This window comes from Congregibacter variabilis (assembly GCF_045689235.1).
In the GTDB taxonomy this organism is placed as follows: Bacteria; Pseudomonadota; Gammaproteobacteria; order Pseudomonadales; family Halieaceae; genus Congregibacter; species Congregibacter variabilis.
In genome coordinates this window covers 571,155-593,349 of sequence record NZ_CP136864.1, presented here as the reverse complement: position 1 = coordinate 593,349, position 22,195 = coordinate 571,155, and the positions used below count along the sequence as shown (strand labels likewise).

The 22,195-nt window shown below is 55.2% G+C and carries 19 protein-coding genes; 9 read left to right on the top strand and 10 right to left on the bottom strand.

The genetic code is table 11. From position 1 onward, the window contains the following. Positions 1-22 precede the first annotated feature (22 nt). Positions 23-2,254, top strand: coding sequence for a carboxy terminal-processing peptidase (locus R0135_RS02700; protein ID WP_407348725.1), 2,232 nt, complete (start codon positions 23-25; stop codon positions 2,252-2,254). Here R0135_RS02700 and R0135_RS02695 read toward each other — a convergent pair. From R0135_RS02695 to R0135_RS02665, 7 genes are all read right to left on the bottom strand, one after another. Beyond that, positions 2,201-3,280, bottom strand: a complete 1,080-nt coding sequence (locus R0135_RS02695) for a VanZ family protein (protein ID WP_407348724.1) — start codon at positions 3,278-3,280, stop codon at positions 2,201-2,203. The genes R0135_RS02700 and R0135_RS02695 overlap by 54 nt on opposite strands. Further along, positions 3,246-4,628 carry a siroheme synthase CysG gene (gene cysG / locus R0135_RS02690; protein ID WP_407348723.1) on the bottom strand — a complete coding sequence of 461 codons (1,383 nt, stop codon included), beginning with the start codon at positions 4,626-4,628 and terminating at the stop codon, positions 3,246-3,248. The genes R0135_RS02695 and cysG overlap by 35 nt, the downstream gene beginning before the upstream one ends. Positions 4,629-4,639: 11 nt before the next feature. Continuing rightward, complete coding sequence (serS, locus tag R0135_RS02685) at positions 4,640-5,941, bottom strand: serine--tRNA ligase (RefSeq protein ID WP_407348722.1); 1,302 nt, start codon at positions 5,939-5,941, stop codon at positions 4,640-4,642. A gap of 29 nt (positions 5,942-5,970) precedes the next feature. Beyond that, a complete protein-coding gene (crcB, locus tag R0135_RS02680) occupies positions 5,971-6,348 on the bottom strand; it encodes a fluoride efflux transporter CrcB (protein WP_407348721.1) in 378 nt (125 codons plus the stop codon). Positions 6,349-6,428: 80 nt separating this feature from the next. Next, entirely contained in the window at positions 6,429-7,736 is a 1,308-nt protein-coding gene (locus R0135_RS02675) for a replication-associated recombination protein A (protein WP_407348720.1), read from the bottom strand. Between the two features lie 9 nt (positions 7,737-7,745). Beyond that, positions 7,746-8,369 (bottom strand): LolA family protein, encoded by a 624-nt coding sequence (locus tag R0135_RS02670; RefSeq protein ID WP_407348719.1) that lies wholly within the window; start codon positions 8,367-8,369, stop codon positions 7,746-7,748. 6 nt (positions 8,370-8,375) lie between these two features. Continuing rightward, a complete protein-coding gene (locus R0135_RS02665; RefSeq protein ID WP_407349865.1) occupies positions 8,376-10,694 on the bottom strand; it encodes a DNA translocase FtsK in 2,319 nt (772 codons plus the stop codon). Between the two features lie 148 nt (positions 10,695-10,842). Here R0135_RS02665 and trxB point away from each other — a divergent pair, with 148 nt between their 5' ends. The 4 genes from trxB (at position 10,843) to infA (ending at position 13,656) form a co-directional block, all read left to right on the top strand. Continuing rightward, the gene (trxB, locus tag R0135_RS02660) at positions 10,843-11,805 is read left to right on the top strand and encodes a thioredoxin-disulfide reductase (protein WP_407348718.1); all 963 of its coding nucleotides are present in this window, start codon (positions 10,843-10,845) and stop codon (positions 11,803-11,805) included. Positions 11,806-11,812: 7 nt separating this feature from the next. Continuing rightward, positions 11,813-12,523, top strand: coding sequence for a leucyl/phenylalanyl-tRNA--protein transferase (gene aat / locus R0135_RS02655; RefSeq protein ID WP_407348717.1), 711 nt, complete (start codon positions 11,813-11,815; stop codon positions 12,521-12,523). 34 nt (positions 12,524-12,557) lie between these two features. Continuing rightward, positions 12,558-13,289: an arginyltransferase gene (locus R0135_RS02650; RefSeq protein WP_407348716.1), complete on the top strand. Its 732-nt coding sequence runs from the start codon at positions 12,558-12,560 to the stop codon at positions 13,287-13,289. Between the two features lie 148 nt (positions 13,290-13,437). After that, on the top strand, positions 13,438-13,656 hold the full coding sequence (gene infA, locus R0135_RS02645; protein WP_008295635.1) for a translation initiation factor IF-1: 219 nt from the start codon (positions 13,438-13,440) through the stop codon (positions 13,654-13,656). Between the two features lie 106 nt (positions 13,657-13,762). On the opposite strand, the gene clpA is transcribed toward infA, so the two are convergent. From clpA to icd, 3 genes are all read right to left on the bottom strand, one after another. Further along, a complete protein-coding gene (clpA, locus tag R0135_RS02640; protein WP_407348715.1) occupies positions 13,763-16,060 on the bottom strand; it encodes an ATP-dependent Clp protease ATP-binding subunit ClpA in 2,298 nt (765 codons plus the stop codon). Between the two features lie 20 nt (positions 16,061-16,080). After that, positions 16,081-16,506, bottom strand: a complete 426-nt coding sequence (gene clpS, locus R0135_RS02635) for an ATP-dependent Clp protease adapter ClpS (RefSeq protein WP_407348714.1) — start codon at positions 16,504-16,506, stop codon at positions 16,081-16,083. A gap of 233 nt (positions 16,507-16,739) precedes the next feature. Next, entirely contained in the window at positions 16,740-17,993 is a 1,254-nt protein-coding gene (icd, locus tag R0135_RS02630) for an NADP-dependent isocitrate dehydrogenase (protein ID WP_407348713.1), read from the bottom strand. 392 nt (positions 17,994-18,385) lie between these two features. Here icd and R0135_RS02625 point away from each other — a divergent pair, with 392 nt between their 5' ends. From R0135_RS02625 to purB, 4 genes are all read left to right on the top strand, one after another. Next, the gene (locus tag R0135_RS02625; protein ID WP_407348712.1) at positions 18,386-18,979 is read left to right on the top strand and encodes a pseudouridine synthase; all 594 of its coding nucleotides are present in this window, start codon (positions 18,386-18,388) and stop codon (positions 18,977-18,979) included. 76 nt (positions 18,980-19,055) lie between these two features. Then, positions 19,056-20,162 carry a tRNA 2-thiouridine(34) synthase MnmA gene (gene mnmA / locus R0135_RS02620; protein ID WP_407348711.1) on the top strand — a complete coding sequence of 369 codons (1,107 nt, stop codon included), beginning with the start codon at positions 19,056-19,058 and terminating at the stop codon, positions 20,160-20,162. After that, positions 20,159-20,788, top strand: a complete 630-nt coding sequence (hflD, locus tag R0135_RS02615; RefSeq protein WP_407348710.1) for a high frequency lysogenization protein HflD — start codon at positions 20,159-20,161, stop codon at positions 20,786-20,788. The genes mnmA and hflD overlap by 4 nt, the downstream gene beginning before the upstream one ends. Before the next feature lie 20 nt (positions 20,789-20,808). Then, complete coding sequence (purB, locus tag R0135_RS02610; RefSeq protein WP_407348709.1) at positions 20,809-22,191, top strand: adenylosuccinate lyase; 1,383 nt, start codon at positions 20,809-20,811, stop codon at positions 22,189-22,191. Positions 22,192-22,195: the final 4 nt, after the last annotated feature.

Below are 22,195 nucleotides of genomic sequence, written 5' to 3'. Positions count from 1 at the left end.
GGTAACAATAAGGCAAGCTATCGTGCGCAAAGCAATCCTGAATACTGCGGCAGTTCTTACCCTGACAACGGGTCTCGGACTATCCCCTTCGAGCTCTGCACTCATTGAGTACAGCAAAGCCCAGCAGGAAACCGCCACCGAACTGGTAGAGCAGCTCGAGCAACGTCACTACGCCAAGCTGAAGTACAACGATGAGCTATCGTCAGCACACCTGGATAACTATCTAGACAATCTGGATGGCAGCAAGATGTTCTTTACCGCGGCCGATATCGCCAGCTTTGAACGTTTTCGCACCCAGATGGACGACGAGCTGTCCAATGGACGCCTCGATGCCGGATTCACCATTTTTAATCGTTTTCATGATCATCTGAGCACTCGCCTGGAAGCCCTGGTAGAAACGCTGCCGCAGATGATTGACGCAATGGATTTCACTATCGACGAGCGCTACCAGCTGGATATCGATACCCTTGCCTGGGCTCAGGATCAGGCGGAGTTGGATGAGCGCTGGCGCCTGCAGATCAAAAACCAGGTACTGAACCTGCGTCTTGCAGACAAGCCCCAGGAAGAGATTGCCAAGACACTGGTAAAACGCTACACAAACCAATTGAGCCGGGTAAATCAGTACAATTCTCAGGATGCCTTCCAGATTTACGCGAACGCGCTGACTGAGTTGTATGATCCCCATACAAATTACTTTTCGCCTCGACGCTCCGAAAACTTCAATATCAATATGCGCCTCTCTCTGGAGGGTATCGGCGCAGTCCTGTCCCCGGAAGACGAATACACACGCGTGGCCCGCATCGTGCCCGCCGGCCCCGCGGACAAACAGGGCGAGCTCAAACCCTCTGACCGTATCGTTGCCGTGGGACAAGACGAGGATGGTCCCTTCGAAGACGTCATAGGCTGGCGCCTGGATGAAGTCGTTGAACTCATACGAGGACCCAAAGGTTCCACGGTCCGCCTCCAGGTGCTCCCCGCCAAAGGCGGCACCGATGCGGAGCGCAAGACCATCAAAATCGTGCGTAACAAAGTGAAGCTTGAAGAACAGTCTGCCCAGAAGCGCATACTTGAGCTCCCCAAAGGCAACGGCGAGACCATCCGCGTCGGTGTCATCGATATTCCAACCTTTTACATAGATTTTGAAGCTATGCGCCGGGGCGACGAAAACTATAAAAGCACCACACGAGACGTAAAGAAGCTCATAGCGGAACTAGAAGAAGAAAACGTAGAAGGCATGATCGTGGACCTTCGACGGAACGGGGGCGGCTCCTTGCAGGAAGCAAACGATCTGACAGGCCTGTTTATCGAATACGGACCCACTGTTCAGATCCGGCACTCTTCCAGACGTGTATGGAGAGACGGCAAGCGTCTGCGCAGCACCTACTATGACGGCCCGCTGGTGGTATTGATCAACCGCCTCAGCGCATCGGCCTCAGAAATCTTCGCCGGCGCCATACAGGATTATGATCGCGGACTGATTGTTGGGGATCGCTCCTATGGTAAGGGCACAGTGCAGACCATGGTGCCACTCACCGAGGGGCAGTTAAAAATCACCGAGAGCAAGTTCTATCGAATTTCTGGCGACAGCACGCAACATCGCGGCGTAGTGCCGGACATCAGCTTCCCTTCACTTTACGACCCCGAAGAGATCGGAGAGTCAGCCCTCGATAATGCCTTGGACTGGGATCAAATCAATCCCGTTCGCCATCGTCGTTACAGTAATGTCGACTCACTAGTGCCGCAGCTCACAGAGATTTTTGAAACACGCAGCAGCAGCAATCCCGAGTTTCTATACCTTCAGGACCAACTCGCGGTGGCCGAAGAAAATCGTGCCATCACCAGTGTGTCCTTGAATGAAACAGTGCGCCGAGAGGAGCGCAAGCAACGTGAGGAGCGCGCTCTGACCATCGAGAATCGACGCCGAGCGGCTCGCGGCGAAGAGCCATTGGCATCACTGGATGAACTGGATGAGTCCGACGATGAAGCGGCTGATGACGCTGTTGCAGACGCAGACGTTGATGCGGACACTGAGGCAGAAAACACCAACGGCTCAAGTGCCGTTGCCTCGAGCGATGATAGCGCCGACGAAGAAACGCCGGAGGCTGAGGATTCCACGCCCGAGAAAGTGATTGTATCTGCCGAAGAAATTGCCAGTGAGGACGTTCTTCTGTCCGAAGCCGGCAATATTCTGGTCGATGCCCTAGTACTTCAGGAACGTGCGTACGCGCTGACTGCGGCGAAGCAGGACAACTAGCAGCAGCGCCAGAGCCACACCGCACCAGTCCACCAGCATATCTCGCGTACCGGGGCCCCGCCCCGGCACAAAGAGCTGCATGGTTTCTGTCATGGGCGCCAGCATTACCATATCCCACCAGGCATGGCGCCGCGCCAAGCCCAGGAAGAATGTAGCGCCGCAAAAGAGCACTGCGTGTAAAAACGTAAATATAGAGAACCCGCCCAGGGGAAACTGCGTTTGCAAAAGCGCCTGCATACTGACCTTGGCATCGATACTTCGCCCTCCGGTCAGCAGCGCATAAATATCAGCCTTCAAACTGACACTTACACAGCAACCAAAGAGAATCCCCAGCACGGTAATCAAGCCAGCCCCCGCAAGCAGTCTCGGACGAGCGTGACGATAATCCTTAAACAGCAGCGCAAGAAGCACCACTCCCAGCACTAACATGGCCATACGGCTTAGGCGCCAGACGGGATTCTCCCTCAGTGCGCCGACCTCCAAAGCACTCAGGGACAAAGCCGCAGGCGCACTGAGTAACTGAATCTGCAGAACGGCCGGACCGTCTCCGGTGCGCCGGGGAATCGGCTCATCAAAGCACTCACCCGCCAAACCACTGTAAAAACTGTTAACGCGGTACTGCCGATTAAAGTCCAGCCGGCCCTCGCGCACGGAGGCCAAGAGAACCGCTGCAGTGTCTGGCGGTGCATCACCGGCGAGACAAAAGCTTACGCGAACAAACTCCGCGGCATCTGGCACGGCCAGGGCTCTCGATGCCCAGTGCTCGCCGGGCCGCTGGGCCTCCCAGAACAGTTTATCGCCGTCGAGATTGGCGCTGATGCCTGGCGATAGCGCCCAGGCAATTGGCTGTCCCCCTAAAGATTCCGCCGGCGCCATCGGAAGATAGCTTGGGATCTGCGCCGCCAGGCCCCAGGCAATGAACAGATAGCCCAAAATCCATCGCCAGCGCCATAGGCTCGCCTTGAAGCCTGGATCTGTAAGAGCGTCTGCTTCAGCCACTGCCGTACCAGCGTAATCGGTCTGCAAGATCTACGACCTTCCCGACAATAATCAAGGTGGGTGCCTGGGGGCTGGCGCTTTCTACCAGAGACTCGATAGTCCCGAGTGTTCCTGTCAGGAGACGCTGACTAGGCAAGGTGGCGCGCTCTATCAGAGCAACCGCAGTATCTCCGGGCCGTCCATGCGCAATGAGTTCCCTGCAGATGATAGGCAGGCCTACGAGCCCCATATAAAACACCAATGTTTCGGTCTCGCTGAGAAACTCTTCCCAGCGATGCTGTAGTTTTCCGTCCTTGGTATGCCCGGTGACAAAGCGAACGGACTGCGCATAGTCGCGGTGCGTCAAAGGGATGCCAGCGTAACAGGCTGCGGCATTACCGGCGGTGATTCCCGGCACCACCTGAAATGGAATTTTTTCCTGAGCCAGCAGTTCGATTTCTTCGCCACCGCGACCAAACACAAAAGGATCACCGCCTTTTAGCCGCGCCACCCGGTTCCCCTGCTGGGCCAATTCCACCAACAGTTCATTGATACGATCTTGAGGAACGCTGTGGTCCGACCGCTGCTTGCCGACATACAGCTTATCGGCATCCCGCCGTGCCATGGCGACGATATCCGGGTTCACCAGACGGTCGTGCAAAACAATATCGGCACGCTGCAAGAGCCGCAGAGCCTTAAAGGTCATTAATTCCGGATCACCCGGCCCCGCGCCAATAAGATAGACCTCTCCGACGGGCGATGTCCTGTGGCTCTCCAGGAGTTCTGCCAGTGCCTGTTCTGCCGCCTGCCATCGATTGCTCAGAATGAGTTGCGCGACGGGACCATCAATCACCTGTTCCCAAATATGCCGCCGCTCGTCCTCAGTATCACCCGCTGCGCGAATTCTATCGCGGTGCAGCCTGGCAAATCGGGCGATATCCGCTGTGGCCGCGGGCAACATGGCCTCTATTCGACTGCGCACTGAACGGGCAAGGACCGGGCTTGCGCCACTGCTACTGATAGCCACGGTAAGCGGCGAGCGGTCCACAATAGCGGGAAAAATAAAACTGCAAAGATTGGGAGAGTCCACGACGTTGACGGGAATGCCCCGCGACTTTGCTTCTGCGTACACCGCTGCGTTAACCTCTCGATCCGGTGTGGCTGCGATCACCATAATGGCACCACCCAGATCGCCCGGCGCATATTCGCGAGCATGCCAGACTAGTTCATGGGTCTCGGCCAGAGCGCGGAACTGGGAGTCCTGCTCCGGTGCAACGACTGTTAGCTGCGCACCGGCGCCCAAGAGGAACCTCGCTTTTCGTGCCGCCACAACGCCGGCGCCAATCAACACCACGGGCTGATCACGCAAGCGCAGATTGATAGGCAAAAAATCCATGGGGTCGCGCCCTAGGCGCAGGGAATCTCAGTTTGCCCGCCCATGTAAGCCTGCAGCGCCCAGGGGATAGCGATACTGCCATCGGCCTGCTGATAGTTCTCCATGACCGCAACCATCGTGCGGCCCACAGCGAGCGCAGAACCGTTAAGGGTGTGAAGTAATTCCGGCTTGCCGGTCGCTGGATTGCGCCAGCGCGCCTGCATACGTCGCGCCTGGTAATCGCCAAAGCTGCTGCAGGAAGATATTTCTCGGTACTTGCCCTGCCCCGGTAGCCAGACCTCAAGGTCGTAGGTTTTGCGCGCCGAAAAGCCCATATCACCGCCACACAAAAGCATCTTGCGGTAGGGAAGTTCTAATCGACGCAGTACTTCTTCGGCTTGCGAGGTGAGTTGCTCAAGGGCGGCGTTGGATTGATCGGGTCTTACCAGGTAGACCAATTCGACTTTCTCAAATTGATGCTGCCGAATCATCCCTCGGGTGTCGCGGCCATAACTGCCGGCCTCACTGCGGAAACAGGGGCTATGACACGCAAAACGTACGCCCTCTTCCCCTAACTCGGCATCGTCAAAAATTCGATCCCGGGCGATGTTGGTAACGGGCACCTCTGCGGTGGGAATCAGATAGTAGCCGTGATCTCCCTCCAGCCGAAAAAGATCCTCGGCAAACTTGGGAAGGTTGCCGGTTCCGCGCAAGGAATCGCTGTTGACGATGTAGGGTACATTCAGTTCTGTGCAGCCATGCTCGCGGGTATGAAGATCGAGCATGAACTGTATGAGCGCTCGATGAAGATGCGCCAGAGGACCGCTGATAACCGTGAATCTGGAGCCGGTAATCTTGCCTCCCAGTTCACTATCGAGACCACCCAATCTCTCGCCAAGATCCACATGGTCACTGACCTCAAAGTCGAAGCTGGGAACCTCGCCCCAATGCGCCACGGCAACGTTGTCATCTTCGCTGGCTCCGGCGGGCACTTCGGCGACAGGCATGTTGGGAACACCCTCCATGAGCGTGTCTAATTCGGCCTGCACCAGCCGGGCTTCTTCTTCGGCTTGATCCAGACGCGCGGCAATTTCTTTGAGTGTTTCGTCCACCGAGGCCTTGGCCTCGTCAACACTCATGCCCCCGCCCACCAACTGGCCAATTTTCTTGCTAGCGCTTTTGCGTTCAGCCTGTAGTTGCTGGCTGGTCACGTCTGCGCTTTTACGTCGCGCATCAAGTGCTTCAAAGACAGCGACATCAAAAACAAAGCCACGCTTGCCAAGCGCTTCAACGACGGCTTCGGGCTGTTTCCTGACTTCTTTAATATCGAGCATTGTCCTGCCTAATTCCTATTGTTTGAAGCTCAACCAAGGAGGCTTCGAGTGAAATAAATCCCAAGAGCTGCCGCCGCGACACAGCAAAATACGCTGGCTAATGCATAAACGGCCGCCATACCTGGCTGGCCCTGCAACCACAACTCTACCGTCTCCAGCGAGAAGGTAGAGAAGGTAGTAAATGCACCAAGAAACCCCACCATTAACACGCTACGCCAATCCGGGTGCAAAGCAGCGCGTTCAAGCATCACGAAGACAATTCCTATTAGCAATGAGCCGCTGGCATTGATCACCAAGGTGCCCAGTGGCCAGGCACTGCCCCATAAGTTGTGGGCGTGCGAAGACAGCCCGTAGCGAGCCAAGGCCCCGCAGGCGCCACCGACTGCGATAAAAACCAAATGCTGCATTATCGTAGCTCGCTAAAAAGCGCGGATTGTAAAGCCTTTAGGGGTTTGCGTTAAGCGCTGGCCGCAGCAGCGCCGGTACATTAGCGGTAGCGTCGCCGCTCTGAGCGTCGGTCTCGCTCCCTCAGGTCATCCAACCTCGCCCGAATGCGCCCCTCCAGACCGCGATCAGTAGGCTCATAGAAGTGCGATCCATCCAGAGATTCTGGAAAATAGCTCTCTCCCGCAGCGAAGGCATCAGGCTCATCGTGGGCGTAGCGATATTCAGCCCCATGCCCCTCAGACTTTGCCAAAGCAGTGGGCGCGTTACGCAGGTGAACAGGTACTTCATCTGAACCGCCTTCGGCAACCGCACGCTGAGCGGCCTTAAACGCAACGTACACCGCATTACTCTTGGGTACCGAGGCTATATAGGTAATAGCCTGGGCGAGCGCCAGCTCCCCCTCAGGACTCCCCAGGCGCTCTAAGGTCTGCCAGGCATCCAAAGATAAGCTCAAGGCTCTGGGGTCTGCGTTACCAATGTCCTCGCTCGCCATACGAATCACACGGCGCGCCAAATAGAGTGGATCACAGCCGCCATCGAGCATCCGGCAATACCAATACAGCGCGGCGTCCGGAGAGCTTCCCCGCACAGCTTTGTGCAAGGCAGATATCTGGTCATAGAAATTGTCGCCATTCTTGTCAAAGCGTCGCGGTGAACCTTGCAAGACCTCTTCGAATCCGGCGTCATCCAAACGCCCGCTGTCAGCCTTGAGACTCGCAGCAAGCTCAAGAAGATTCAGTACCCGCCGGGCATCGCCGTCGGCGGCCAGCGCCAGTCTCTCACGCTGGGGCTCGCTCAAGGTCAATCCAACCTCTATCTCGCCGCGGCGCAAAATCATCACCAGCTCATCCACGCTCAGAGACTTTAAGCGATAGACGCGGGCCCGGGACAAAAGCGCGGAGTTCAATTCAAAAGCGGGATTTTCGGTGGTGGCCCCGATGAGGGTCAGGGTGCCATTCTCAACAAAGGGTAAAAACGCATCCTGCTGCGACTTATTAAACCGATGTACTTCATCAACAAACAAGACACACTGTCGGCCGCTGGCGCGTTCTGCCTCGCCCATGGCAACCGCTTCTCGTATGGCCTTCACGCCATCCATCACTGCTGAGAGCTTGAGCATACGACTGTCACTGGCATCACACAGCAGCTGGGCCAGTGTCGTTTTACCCACGCCGGGAGGACCCCAGAGAATCATGGAGTGCAGAGGCTCCCCCTGAAGACAGCGCGACAGGGGCTTACCGTCTGCCAGAAGGTGCGTCTGACCAATAACATCGCTGGCCCTTGCGGGCCTAAGTGCTGAAGCCAGAGGCTGTGCACCGGCCGGGCTGGCAAAAAGGTCGTCGTTCACAGAGGCGTTCTAATAGTCGCTAGGCTCATAGACGTCCACGCCCGCGGGCGCCACGAACTCAAAGTCTTTTGCGGTAAGTTGGGCAGGATTCGGATCCGGCGATAAATCCAACTTGATCATTTGTCCACTGCGGTCCTGAACATCCATGGCGATCACAGCGTCACCCTCCCAGGCGATATCCACCGATGCAAAGCCTGCCTGCGGAAAAGTAGGAATCAGTCGCACCCGCGCCGGCCCCAGCCGCTGAGCCTCAAAACGACCACGCAGCTCGTCGCTATCGCCTGCCAACAGTTCCAGTGGCGTAAACTCATTGCTTTGCGAGGTGTCGCGCCGCGTAGCCGCTGCCAGGTCAATATCGTAGTGCCAGAGCTGCGTGCCGGACACGACTATCATTTGTTGATCCGGATCTTCAATTTCCCAGCGGAAAAAACCCGGACGCAGTACCGCATAGCGACCACTGGAGCGCTCCAGAAGCTCTTCGCTCTCGTCAAACAACTCCTGCACAAATCCCCCGCTCGCCTGGGACTGCGCTGCAAGCAAGATCCACACCTCTTCTGTTTCGTTTTGCGCCAGCGCTGCAGTGCCCCACAACAGAACCATGACCCAAGCAGCAGTGAACCCAGTTTTTAACACGCTCTGTTAATCCTCTATGGGGGGTGGCGCGATCACTTCGCGCTGGCCGTTAGTGCCCATTTCGGTGACCACACCGGCAGCCTCCATGGACTCGATCAAACGTGCTGCCCGGTTATATCCAATACGTAGCTTACGCTGCACGCTGGAGATCGATGCGCGACGGCTTTTAGTAACAAAATGTACTGCTTCGTCGTAAAGCGCATCCGCATCTTCATCGCCTTCAGAAGCTTCAGACTGAAGTTCCCCCGGGGTCACAGCCGTGCTACTCCCCTCGTCAAGCAGTCCTTCGATGTAAGCCGGTTCGCCACGACGCTTCCAGTCCGCGACCACGCGATGCACCTCATCGTCAGAGACAAAGGCGCCGTGAACCCGCGTACTAAGGCTGCTGCCCGGTGGCATATACAACATGTCTCCGTGACCCAGTAACTGCTCTGCTCCGCCTTGATCCAGGATGGTTCGCGAGTCGACCTTAGAGCTCACCTGAAAGGCAATACGGGTGGGAATATTGGCTTTGATCAAACCGGTGATCACATCTACTGATGGCCGCTGCGTCGCCAGAATCAAGTGAATACCCGCTGCGCGAGCCTTTTGCGCAATACGTGCAATGAGCTGCTCAACCTTCTTGCCCACAATCATCATCATGTCGGCAAACTCGTCAATAACCACGACGATGGCTGGCAGCACGTCAAGCTCCGGAGCGCTCTGCTCTTCTACTGGTGTCATCGACAGCTGATCTGGCACCCAAAGAGGGTCTACAAGCGGCGCGCCCGCCTTCGCCGCGTCTTGAATTTTCCGGTTATAGCCCGCCAAATTACGCACCCCCAGAGAGGCCATTAATTTATAGCGCCGCTCCATTTCTGCTACGCACCAACGGAGGCCATTAGAGGCATCCTTCATGTCGGTAATTACCGGCGTCAGCAAATGCGGAATGCCGTCGTACACAGACAGCTCAAGCATCTTGGGATCGACGAGAATGAGACGTACATCCGCAGGTGTCGATTTATACAGCAGGCTAATCAACATCGCGTTTACGCCCACAGACTTACCTGAGCCTGTAGTACCCGCTACCAACAAGTGCGGCATTCGGGCCAGGTCTGCAACCACAGGTTGACCGGAAATATCGTGACCCAATGCCAGTGTTAATGCAGACTTTGATTGGTCAAAGGTCTTGGAAGACAGTACTTCTCGGAAATTGACAATTTCCCGATGCTCATTAGGTATCTCAATACCCACCACGCTCTTACCCGGGATCACTTCAACAACGCGCACCGAAATCACGGCAAGGGATCGCGCGAGGTCCTTGGCTAAATTAGATATCCGCGACACTTTTACGCCCGCGGCAGGCTGGATTTCAAAACGTGTAATCACAGGCCCGGGATACACTGCGGTCACTTCAGCGGTGATGCCAAAATCCGCAAGTTTGAGTTCCAGCAGCTTCGACAGTTGTGCCAGAGCCTCCGGGGAATAGCCTTCGCCGGAGTCTGCTTCAGCGGGGTCAAGCAGTTCCAGCGGAGGCACTTCGCCGGTTATCGGCGCGTCAAAGAGCGGGACCTGCTTTTCGCGTTCCACGCGCTCAGACTTCTCCGGAGGGGGTTTGAGCGGCTTAATCTTGGGGGGTGTACGCTTCTTCTCTTTCTCGACATGCTGGTCAATGACCTGGCGCCGGGCAGCGAGCTGCTTTTCTCTGGCCTTGCGGTCACGTATTTCGTCTCTGAAAAGCACCAGGCGGCCCCGGGCATCACCCAGGCCGGTAATAGCGATGGCGCCCAAACGGTCCATCAAACGCAGCCAGCTCAGGTCGGTGAAAATGGTCATACCAAACAGAAACACGGCCACTAGAATCAGGCGCGCCCCAAACGCATTAAAGGCGGTATCCATCGCAGAACCCAGGGCTAAACCGATGATTCCCCCAGCGCCCTGAGGAAGCGGTCCCACCGCTCCGACATTCAGCGCTGCCAGGCCCGTACCGGAGGCCATCACAAGCACCAGGCCCAAGGCACGAACGCTTAGCACCGTTCCAGAAAAAGCCCGAGGCCGTTGACGCTCGGCAAACAGCAATGCGGCGCGGTAGGCCAGCATCAAGGGAAACAGGTAAGCCAGGTAACCCACTAACGAGAAACACACATCAGCTAACCAGGCGCCGGTAGGGCCACCAAGGTTGCTCACCTGCCCTCCAGAACCCGTACCAGACCAACCCGGATCTGCCTGAGAGTAGCTCACCAGACTCACCAACAGATAGGCGCAAATCGCCGCCACCGCGATAAGCAGTCCCTCGCGCAAACGCGGGGACGCGGAATCCTGAGCCTCTGTCTGTTGCCGGGCCATCTTAATAACCTCTGTCACGAGGGGCTAGTTTCACGATGTTTTCTAATTTATTCAATAGCTTAAAGTAATTTCCTGATATTAATTTGATCTTTGATCGCAGCGCGGGCATCAATTACCATGGGCGCCTTTTATTTGAGACCACAACATAATGTCTGACGTTCAACACCATAAACTGATCATACTGGGTTCCGGGCCTGCAGGTTACACCGCTGCGGTCTATGCTGCGCGCGCAAATCTGGAACCGGTCGTTATTACCGGCATGCAGCAAGGTGGCCAGTTAACGACAACCACCGAGGTCGAAAACTGGCCCGGCGGCGCCCATGATCTCCAGGGACCCGGTCTCATGCAGGACATGTTGAGCCATGTAGAGCGCTTTGGCACCTCTGTTGTCTTTGATCATATCGACTCCGTCGACCTTGCCGCGCGCCCCATTCGCCTCAAAGGTTCTGGCCAGTACAGCTGTGACGCGCTGATCATCGCCACAGGCGCTTCGGCGCAGTATCTGGGTCTACCCAGCGAAGAGAAATTTTTGGGCAAAGGCGTTAGCGCCTGCGCCACCTGCGACGGTTTCTTTTATCGTAACAAGCGCGTAGCCGTCGTTGGCGGCGGGAATACCGCCGTAGAAGAAGCACTGTACCTGTCCAATCTGGCAGACAAGGTCATTCTTGTGCATCGCCGAGATAGCCTGCGCGCAGAAAAAGTCCTTCAGGACCGTCTGTTTGCCCGAGAAGCAGAAGGCAAAGTTGAGTTTCGCTGGAATCACACTCTCGAAGAGGTACTGGGCGACGATAGTGGCGTGACCGGCATGCGTATTGCTCCCACCGACGGTAGCACCAGCGAAGACGTCGAGCTTGCCGGAGTATTTATTGCCATTGGCCATAAACCGAATACCGATATCTTCGAAGGCCAGCTGGACATGAACGGTGGCTACATCAAAGTTCACAGCGGTATCGAAGGCAACGCCACGGCCACCAGCGCGCCCGGCGTGTTTGCAGCGGGCGATGTGGGCGACCACATTTACCGTCAAGCGGTCACTTCTGCCGGATTCGGTTGCATGGCGGCGCTGGATGCTGAAAAGTATCTCGACGAAGTGGCCTCTTCTACAGCCTGAGTGGGCAATGCCCCTTCTTAACTATCTAGAACCCGGTGAGGCCTTTCCGCCCAGCAGCGAAGCCCTGAGCTACCCCAACGGCCTGCTGGCCGCCGGCGGAAGCCTGGATTCTCATACGCTCCTCGCTGCTTATCGGCGAGGGATTTTTCCATGGTATGAGGCTCCCCAGCCTCTCCTTTGGTGGGCGCCCGATCCCCGCTCTGTCCTGTTTGTGGACGAGTTGCACATCTCCCGCTCCCTGCGCAAAACCCTGCGTAGGGGGAAATTCACGCTCAGAGTCGATCACGGCTTTAGAGACGTAATGCAGGCTTGTGCGGCTCCCAGAGATGCTCAGCTGGGAACCTGGATCGATCCAGCCATGATAGATGCCTATAGCGCGTTGAATGCGCAAGGCTTGGCACATTCCATAGAGGCATGGCAAGACGACGCTCTGGTGGGCGGACTCTACGGGGTATGCATAGGCGGCGTGTTTTTTGGAGAGAGCATGTTTTCGCTGACCGACAACGCATCCAAGGTCGCACTGGTTACTTTGGTCTGGCTGCTAAAAAGGCGTGGCGCTGTGTTTATCGACTGCCAGATAGAGAGCGAACACCTGAACAGTCTTGGGGCAAGGAACATCTCGCGAGTGGACTTTGAGAATCGACTTCAGCAAACTATTGCTATGACTCCAGAGCAAGACACATGGACACCTCCGGCGAACTGCGGTGAGCTGATTTGAGGCATAGCGCATTCTCAAGCGGTAGAGCGCAGATATGACTTCATCCCTACGCGATCTGAAGGTGTATACCACCTATCCCCATCGCTGCAGCTATCTGGAGGCTGAAGAAGCTACGACGCTCTTTATTGATCCCCGGCAAGCCGTCGACCAAACCCTCTATAGCAATCTGTCAATGCTGGGATTTCGCCGCAGTGGAAACCACATCTATCGTCCTCACTGTAGCCACTGTAACGCCTGCATCCCGGCGCGAGTGCCGGTGAATGATTTTCAGCCCAACCGCACGCAAAAGCGCTGCATAAAACGAAATTCCGATTTACAGGTAACGGTGCGCAGCTCGGTTTCCAGTGACGAAAGCTATGCTTTATACGACCGCTATATCCGTGCGCGGCATGCTGATGGCGATATGTATCCCCCTGACAGGGACCAATTTGAGTCCTTTCTCAATAATCCCTGGGATTGCACTGAGTACTGCGAATTTCGCAAGGACGGCCGTCTGCTGGCAGTGGCTGTGGTCGATCTCATGCTGGATGGCCTCTCCGCGATCTATACCTTCTTTGATCCCTCAGAAGACTCGCGCAGCCTGGGTCGCTATGCGGTGCTTTGGCAGATAGAGCGAAGTAAAGAGCTCGGTCTTCCCTTTGTTTATCTGGGATACTGGATTCGTAACTGCAGCAAAATGTCTTACAAATCCGATTATCAGCCGCTGGAAACGCTCATTAACAATCAATGGACGCGCTCAACAGAGGGCTTGATCGAGACCTTCTAGGGCAGTTCTTCACCAGGAACTCAGAAGATGGCGTACAGATTGAATTGTTAAAGGCAATTAAGGCTCAGTTTTCACACCCTTTTACGGTGGCTCTTGGGGGGCTTTTCGGGCAGAATGCGCGCTGATTTTTTACAGTAGTACTAAGTGAATGGCCAAAGAAGACCAAATCGAAATGGAAGGCGAAGTGGTAGACACCTTGCCCAACACCACGTTCCGAGTGAAACTCGAGAACGATCACGTGGTAACAGCCCATATATCAGGGAAGATGCGCAAGAACTACATTCGCATTCTGACCGGTGACAAGGTTCGTGTGGAGCTCACTCCTTACGACCTGACTAAAGGCCGTATCACCTATCGCGAGCGCTAAGCGACACGCAGATTAAAGCTGCGGCACATGGACATCGCTGCAGCGGAGATAATTTCAAGCTGCAGCTCATTAAGCCTGCAGCTGACTCCAACCTCCCCGCCGCGTTCTAGGACATCGCCAGTTCGTCTTCCGGCGAGTCCTCAGACTCCGGCACAGTGACTTCCAGACCATCTCCTGCGGCATTAAGCCGAACCAGAGCAGTGCCTCCGGTGTTCGCCAGAGCGCCGAACAAGACCATTTCTGCAAGCGGCTTTTTAATGTGATCCTGGATGACACGATCCATGGGGCGCGCGCCCATATGTTGATCGTAGCCTTTCTCTACCAGCCACAAACGTGCATCTTCGTCGACATCCAGGGTGATACGCTTTTCATCAAGCTGCCCCTGAAGCTCCGCAAGAAACTTATCTACAACGGTAAGAATGACATCCTCACCCAGGGGCTGGAACTGCACGATGCTATCCAGACGATTACGAAACTCTGGCGTAAACATACGACTGATCGCTTCCATACCATCGGTACTATGATCCTGCGCGGTAAAGCCGATGGATCGTCGGCTGATAGTTTCGGCACCGGCATTAGTCGTCATCACTAAGATGATGTTTCGAAAGTCTGCCTTGCGGCCGTTATTATCGGTGAGCGTGCCATGATCCATCACCTGCAGCAGCAGGTTGAAAACTTCCGGGTGCGCCTTTTCAATTTCGTCCAGCAGAACCACCGCATGCGGGTGCTTTGTAGCAGCGTCAGTCAACAGGCCGCCCTGATCAAAGCCTACATAACCCGGAGGCGCACCGATGAGCCGAGACACTGTATGACGCTCCATGTACTCGGACATATCAAAACGAATGAGCTCCAAGCCCAAGATTTTGGCCAGCTGGCGGGTGACTTCGGTTTTTCCGACCCCGGTGGGACCGGCCAGCAAGAAGGAACCAATGGGCTTGTCTCCACCGCGTAAACCCGCCCTCGCCATCTTGATGGATGTAGCGAGACTGCTCACGGCATCGTCCTGACCAAAAACAACCATCTTAAGATTGCTCTCAAGTTTCAACAGAACGTCTTTGTCATTGCGATTAACCGACTTTGGCGGAATGCGGGCAATTTTTGCGACTACCGCCTCCACGTCATGCTTTCCGATCACTTTTTTGCGCTTGGAAGGTGACTGTAGCTGCTGATAGGCGCCCGCCTCGTCAATAACATCAATGGCTTTGTCCGGTAAGAAGCGATCCGTAATGTAACGGGCAGACAAATCAGTCGCTACACGCAGAGCCTGATCGGTATAGCGCAGGCCGTGATGCTCCTCGAAACGCGACTTGAGACCTTTGAGGATCTTGTAGGCGTCATCAGGACTCGGCTCCATGACGTCAATTTTCTGGAACCGACGACTGAGCGCCTTATCCTTATCAAAAATGCCGCGATACTCCTGAAAAGTAGTACTACCAATACAGCGCAGGCGTCCGGAAGTGAGCAGCGGCTTGAGTAGATTACTCGCATCCATTACACCGCCACTGGCGGCCCCCGCACCTATGATGGTGTGAATTTCATCGATGAACAGCACCGCGCCTTCGCGACGCTTCAGCTCAGCCAGCAGGCCCTTAAAGCGTTTCTCAAAATCGCCCCGGTACTTTGTCCCGGCTAGCAATGAGCCCAAATCCAAAGAGTACACTTCTGCGCCCTTGAGCATCTCGGGCACTTCGCCATCCTCGATTAGCTTGGCCAGGCCCTCGGCGATGGCTGTCTTACCTACACCGGACTCACCCACCAGCAAGGGATTATTTTTTCGACGACGCGCCAAAACCTGAATAACCCGTTCCACTTCTGCCGAGCGGCCAATAAGGGGATCGATACGACCCTGTCGAGCTTCTTCGTTTAGGTTTGTCGCGAAGCTATCCAGGGGATTGCTCTCCCCCTCTTCAGCAGCACCTTCACTGCGTTCGGCTTCTGGCTCACCGGCGCTAGGCTCTTCGCCGTCTTCAACCTTGGAGATGCCGTGAGTGATGTAGTTCACCACATCTAGTCGCGACACACTTTGGGTTTTTAAAAAGTAAACTGCCTGGGATTCCTGCTCGGAAAAAATCGCCACCAGTACATTAGCGCCGGTAACTTCGCTGCGCCCGGAGCTCTGAACGTGAAAAACCGCTCGTTGAAGAACGCGCTGAAAACCCAGTGTTGGCTGCGTCTCTCTCTCCTGCTCCTCTTCCGGGATCAGGGGCGTGGTCGAGTCGATAAACTCAACCAGATCACCTCGCAAGCCGCTTAGCTGCGCCCCGCAGGCCTTGAGCACGCGGATCGCATCGTTATTATCCAGCAGTGCGAGTAACAGGTGCTCCACAGTCATGAACTCGTGTCGCCGGGAGCGCGCCGCGCGAAAAGCGTCGTTTAGCGTTTGCTCTAGTTCCTTGCTCAGCATGCACTGTCTCCTTCGATGAGCTAGTCCTCGGATGCCTCGATCTCACACAGCAACGGATGCTGGTGGTCTCGGGCAAATTGATTGACCTGGGCAGATTTGGTCTCTGCGATATCTTTTGTGTAGATCCCACACACGCCCTTGCCCTGAGTATGCACCGCCAGCATGACCTGAGTCGCCTGCTCACGATTCATTTTGAAAAAAACTTCCAGAACCTCGACGACAAACTCCATGGGCGTGTAGTCATCGTTAAGCAGCACCACTTTAAACAAGGGGGGACGCTTAAGCTTTGGCTTGGCTTCCTGTAGGGCGAGACCGCCATCGTCGTCTCTACCGTGCTCCTCGTCTTCAGACGACAAGCGCCATGCGCCGCCACGCGATGCTTGCTCCGGGCCTTTTTGAGCCTTTGGTTCAAGGATGCGTGGATCTGGCACTGGAGCCCGGAGCATTGTCAGGACTGCCAGGTCGGATAATTTAAAATGGCTATTGAATTGCATTGTTTCGATTATAAGGCTTTTGAAAGCGAGCGCGAGACCCATCGATATATCAAGTCCTGCGCTGAACTCGCACAGGGCGCAGCTGCGAGGGAGTGCTGCAAAAAAAAACCCACCTGATCTCTCAGGCGGGCTTATTTATGGACGCCTAATCGCGTCAAATCCCCCAAGGGGAAGAAGTAACTGCGTTACATGGATTCGATAATCTTTTGACCGAAACCGGAGCAGCTGACGAGAGTCGCTCCATCCATGAGTCGCTCGAAGTCATAGGTCACAGTGCCATTTTGAATGGCGCCGTTCATGCCATCGATAATACGATCCGCAGCCTCATTCCAACCCATGTGGCGAAGCATCATCTCTGCCGACAGGATTAATGAACCGGGGTTCACTTTGTCTTGACCAGCGTACTTGGGTGCAGTGCCGTGAGTGGCCTCAAACAGCGCAATCTTATCCGACAGGTTCGCACCTGGCGCAATACCAATACCACCGACCTGTGCCGCCAGTGCGTCTGAGAGGTAATCACCATTGAGGTTCAGGGTAGCCACAACGGAGTAGTCCTTGGGACGGGTCAGAATCTGCTGCAACATGGCATCAGCGATCACGTCTTTAACGATAATCTCTTTGCCGCTCACAGGGTTCTTCAGTGACACCCAGGGACCACCATCGAGAAGCTCACCGCCAAACTCTTCCATGGCAAGCTCGTAGCCCCAATCACGGAAGGCACCTTCGGTAAACTTCATGATGTTGCCCTTGTGAACCAAAGTCACTGATGGCAAATCCTGATCGATGGCGTACTGGATAGCTTTGCGCACCAGACGCTTGGTGCCTTCTTCAGACACTGGCTTGATACCGATACCCACATTGGTTGGGAAGCGAATCTTGGTAGCGCCCATTTCGTTGATTATGAAATCGACGACCTTCTTGGCCTCGTCAGTACCGGCTTCGTATTCGATACCCGCGTAAATATCTTCGGAATTCTCACGAAAGATCACCATATTGCAGTCGCCAGGGTTCTTCACTGGCGAAGGCACGCCTTCGAACCAGCGCACCGGGCGTAAGCAGGTATAAAGATCCAGTTCCTGACGCAAGGCTACGTTGAGCGAGCGGAAGCCGCCGCCAACGGGGGTTGTTAACGGACCCTTGATACCCACGGAGTACTCCTTGATGGCATCCAGAGTTTCTTCGGGAAACCAGTCGCCCTCGTAAAGCTCGGCCGCCTTTTCACCGGTATAAATTTCCATCCAGGAGATTTTCTTGCTGCCGCCATAAGCTTTGTCCACGGCCGCATCAACCACATCTATCATCACCGGGCTAATATCGACGCCGATGCCATCTCCTTCAATGTACGGAATGATCGGGTTGTCCGGTACATTGAGGCTGTTGTCGTCGTTTACGGTAATGCGTGCGCCGCTTTCTGGCACCTTGATATGCTGATAACCCATAGATTCGCTCCAGGCATGGTTTGACTTCCGCTTGTACTTTCGCGCTCACGCACTCCATGACGACATGTAGAAGTTACAGTGTGTCGTGGCTTATGCTGATTGCGTCCGTAGCTTCAGTTCGACCTTTATTAAATTGACTAAAATTGCTTAGATCTCAGAACACACCATTTTGTAAAGGCCGTCCTGACATCAAAGATCCGTTTTATAAACGATGTACGCCCCAGGAGCTTGATCATTAGACACCACTCCGGCAACGGCACACTTACGATTAACGGGAGGCACTGCGGGTCCATGCAAAGCCGGTATTGCGAACTGGCTATACCCCCAAAAATCGCGACTAATGTTATCAGATCGGAGTGCTCCTTGGCTGCTTTTTCCTTGAAATTCCGCTAATGGCTGACCTAATTCTGCTCAACAAACCCTATCAGGTCCTCAGCCAGTTTACGGACGACGCGGGGCGGGACACTCTGGCGAAGTTTGTTCGCACACCGGGCTTTTATCCTGCAGGCCGCCTTGATTACGACTCCGAAGGGCTCCTGCTGCTGTGTAACGATGGGCGCTTACAGCAGCGAATTTCGGACCCTCGCTTCAAATTATGGAAAACCTACTGGGTACAGTTGGAGGGCCAAATCACCATGGAGGCCCAGCTAGCTCTAAAGAACGGTGTGCTGTTAAAAGATGGCCCGACACGGCCTGCAAAGGTGAAAGCTATAGACCAACCGCCGCTGTGGGAGCGCAATCCCCCCATTCGTCAACGCAAGCAGCAGGCAACGAGCTGGATCGAAATCTCAATTAACGAGGGGAAGAACCGCCAGGTTCGGCGGATGTGCGCTGAAGTAGGCTTCCCGGTGCTGCGTTTGGTACGCACACGCATCGGGGACTGGGCGCTCGATGGTTTGCTCCCGGGGCAGCATCGGCGACAAAGCGTCCATCTGCCTGACAAGCCCCCTCGCCCCGCAGAAAAACGTCGTTCGCGCAGGTCTTGAGCTGCTCAGCAGGCCCGCTTCAGTCTGCTAGAATGCAGCGCCTTGTAAACAGCGACTCGGAACCTATAGAGAACTCATGGCAGCACCACAAAAAGTCATCGTAGGCATGTCAGGAGGCGTCGATTCCTCAGTGGCAGCGCTTATGCTGTTAGAACAGGGATACGACGTCGAAGGCCTGTTCATGAAGAACTGGGACGAAGACGATGGCACCGAGTACTGTACCGCCAAGGCCGACTTTGCTGACGCTCAAGCAGTTGCCGAGAAGCTTAAGATCACCCTGCACTCGGCAAACTTTGCGGCGGAGTATTGGGACAACGTATTTGAGCACTTTCTTGCCGAGTATAAGGCCGGCCGCACGCCTAATCCCGACATCCTGTGCAACCGCGAGATCAAGTTTAAAGCCTTTCTCGACTACGCGCTCGAACTGGGAGCTGATCACATAGCCACGGGGCACTACGCCCGGCGTGGGCTTCTTGACGATCGCCCTGCACTGCTAAAAGGCCTTGATACCAACAAGGACCAAAGCTATTTCCTGCATGCAGTAGGACACGCAGAACTGGCCAAAACACTGTTCCCCTTGGGAGAAATTTCAAAGCCCGAAGTCCGCGCCCGTGCTGCGGCCGCCGACCTGCGGACACACGACAAGAAAGACTCCACCGGTATTTGCTTTATTGGCGAACGTCGCTTCAAGGACTTTTTGCAGCGCTACCTGCCGGCACAGCCAGGCATCATCAAGACCCTGGACGGAGATACCATTGGAGAGCATAGCGGTTTGATGTATCACACTATTGGCCAACGCCAGGGCTTGGGCATCGGCGGGCTCGCTTCGCATGACGACGCCCCCTGGTATGTCGCAGGCAAAGACCTGGCCAACAACGTATTGCTGGTCGTTCAGGGTAATGATCATCCGGCGCTATTCTCAAATGAGCTATGGGCTGACGACCTGTTCTGGATAAACGGACAGACACCAACGCTTCCGCTGCAATGCAGAGCCAAAGTCAGGTATCGTCAGCCGGACCAGGACTGCGTGGTTAGTCAAGACGGCGGTCGCTATCGAGTTGCCTTTAATCAGCCTCAACGAGCTATCACACCAGGACAGTCTGTGGTTCTTTATCAGGATAACGTTTGTTTGGGTGGCGGCGTAATAACTGACACCGCAGCTGCTTTGGCGCTAGCCGCATGAGCAGCCTACGAGAGCAAACCATAGCTCTGGCAGGTGTTGCACAGGCAGCGCGCATGGTCGACCAGATCTCCAAGACGGGCAGTTATCCGCTGGAATTTCTGGAAAGCTCGGTAAACAGCCTCTTTGTCTTCGATTTGGAGCACGCCGAAGACATATTCAAAGGACTCCCGGGAGTTCGTCTAGGGCTACAAAATCTCTGTGCATTGCTTGCCAATCAGCGTGACATGGAACAACGCGACGTAGTCCGTTACTTCTTTAACATGCTGCATTTAGAGCGCCGCTTTGCCGCCGACGAGCAGTTGCGCGAAGTAGTGCGCTCGCGACTGGAGCATGCCAGTTTCAGGGCCGAGCACTTTGCCGGTCATGTGGGTGATATTTGTCATAGTGTATCCGGTGTTTATCAGGATACTTTTAGTAAGCTGCCCCAGCGCATCAAGGTTATGGGTAGTGCTCAGCACCTCGAGAACAACCAGAACGCCGATATCGTTCGCAGCCTGCTTCTGGCTGGCATACGCTCCGCCTATCTCTGGCGCCAGCTCGGCGGGCGGCGCTGGAAACTTGCGATGCAAAGAAAGGCAATGCTCAAAAGCGCTCAGGAATTATCTCGAGGCCTCGGCCTCGTGTGAGATAGAAAAAAGGAAAACTCATGTCCAACGAAGACCTCTCCCTCAGCCCCCTTACCGCTGTCACACCGCTGGATGGTCGCTACGCCAGCAAGACCCGCCCTCTGGCTGGTATTTTCAGCGAGTACGGGCTCATTCGCCGCCGGGTCGTTGTCGAGGTTAGCTGGGTTCTTGCTCTGTCTCGAGATCCCGGCATCACGGAAGTACCACCGCTGTCACCGCAAGCAGTACAGGCGCTGCAAGCCATCGCAGATGATTTTTCTGTTGATGATGCCGCAACGATCAAAAGCATCGAGGCAACGACTAACCATGACGTGAAAGCGGTTGAATACTTTATCAAGCAACGCTTTGAATCAAACGCTGAGCTTCAGCGCATCAGTGAGTTCGTGCACTTCGCCTGCACCTCTGAGGACATAAACAATCTCGCCCATGCGCTCATGCTGCGCGATGGACTAGGCCAAAGCCTTGTGCCGGGGCTTGAGCAACTCATCACGACCTTAACGGATATTGCGCACACCCTTGCTGACCAGCCCATGCTGTCTCGCACCCATGGCCAAACTGCAAGCCCCACAACACTGGGCAAGGAAGTCGCCAATAGCGTTGCAAGGTTGAAGCGTCAGCTAGCGAGAATTACCAGCGTGCCTATCCTGGGCAAAATGAACGGTGCGGTGGGCAACTACAACGCACATCTGGCGAGCTATCCCAATGTTGATTGGCAAGCATTCAGCGCGGCTTTTATCAACGAACTGGGCCTGGAACAAAACCCCTACACTACGCAAATAGAACCGCATGATTACATGGCTGAGCTTTTCGATGCGATCGGTGGAGCTAACACGGTGTTACTGGATTTTTCCCGGGACATTTGGGGATACATTTCGCTGGGCTACTTCAAACAAAAAACGATTGCTGGAGAGATCGGATCTTCCACCATGCCGCATAAGGTTAATCCCATCGACTTCGAAAATGCGGAAGGTAATCTGGGGCTCGCCAACGCGGTCTTTACCCACCTCAGCGACAAACTTCCCGTCAGCCGCTGGCAGCGAGACCTCAGCGACTCCACGGTGCTTCGTAATATGGGCGTGGGCTTTGCGTACACCCTGATTGCTGTGGAATCTCTCATCAAAGGCATAGGCAAACTAGAGAGCAATCCATCGCGAATGGATGACGATCTTGATGCCAGCTGGGAGGTTCTTGCGGAGCCTATTCAAACAGTCATGCGCCGCTACGGAGTAGATGAGCCTTACGAGAAGCTCAAGGCATTGACACGTGGGCAGCGAGTCACCGCCCAGCGCATTCGAGATTTTATCGACACACTGGATATTCCTGAAGAAGCTCGGGAAGCCCTTCGCGAACTCACCCCTGCCAACTACGTAGGAAACGCCGCGCAGCAAGCTAAGAGTATCTAGGGTC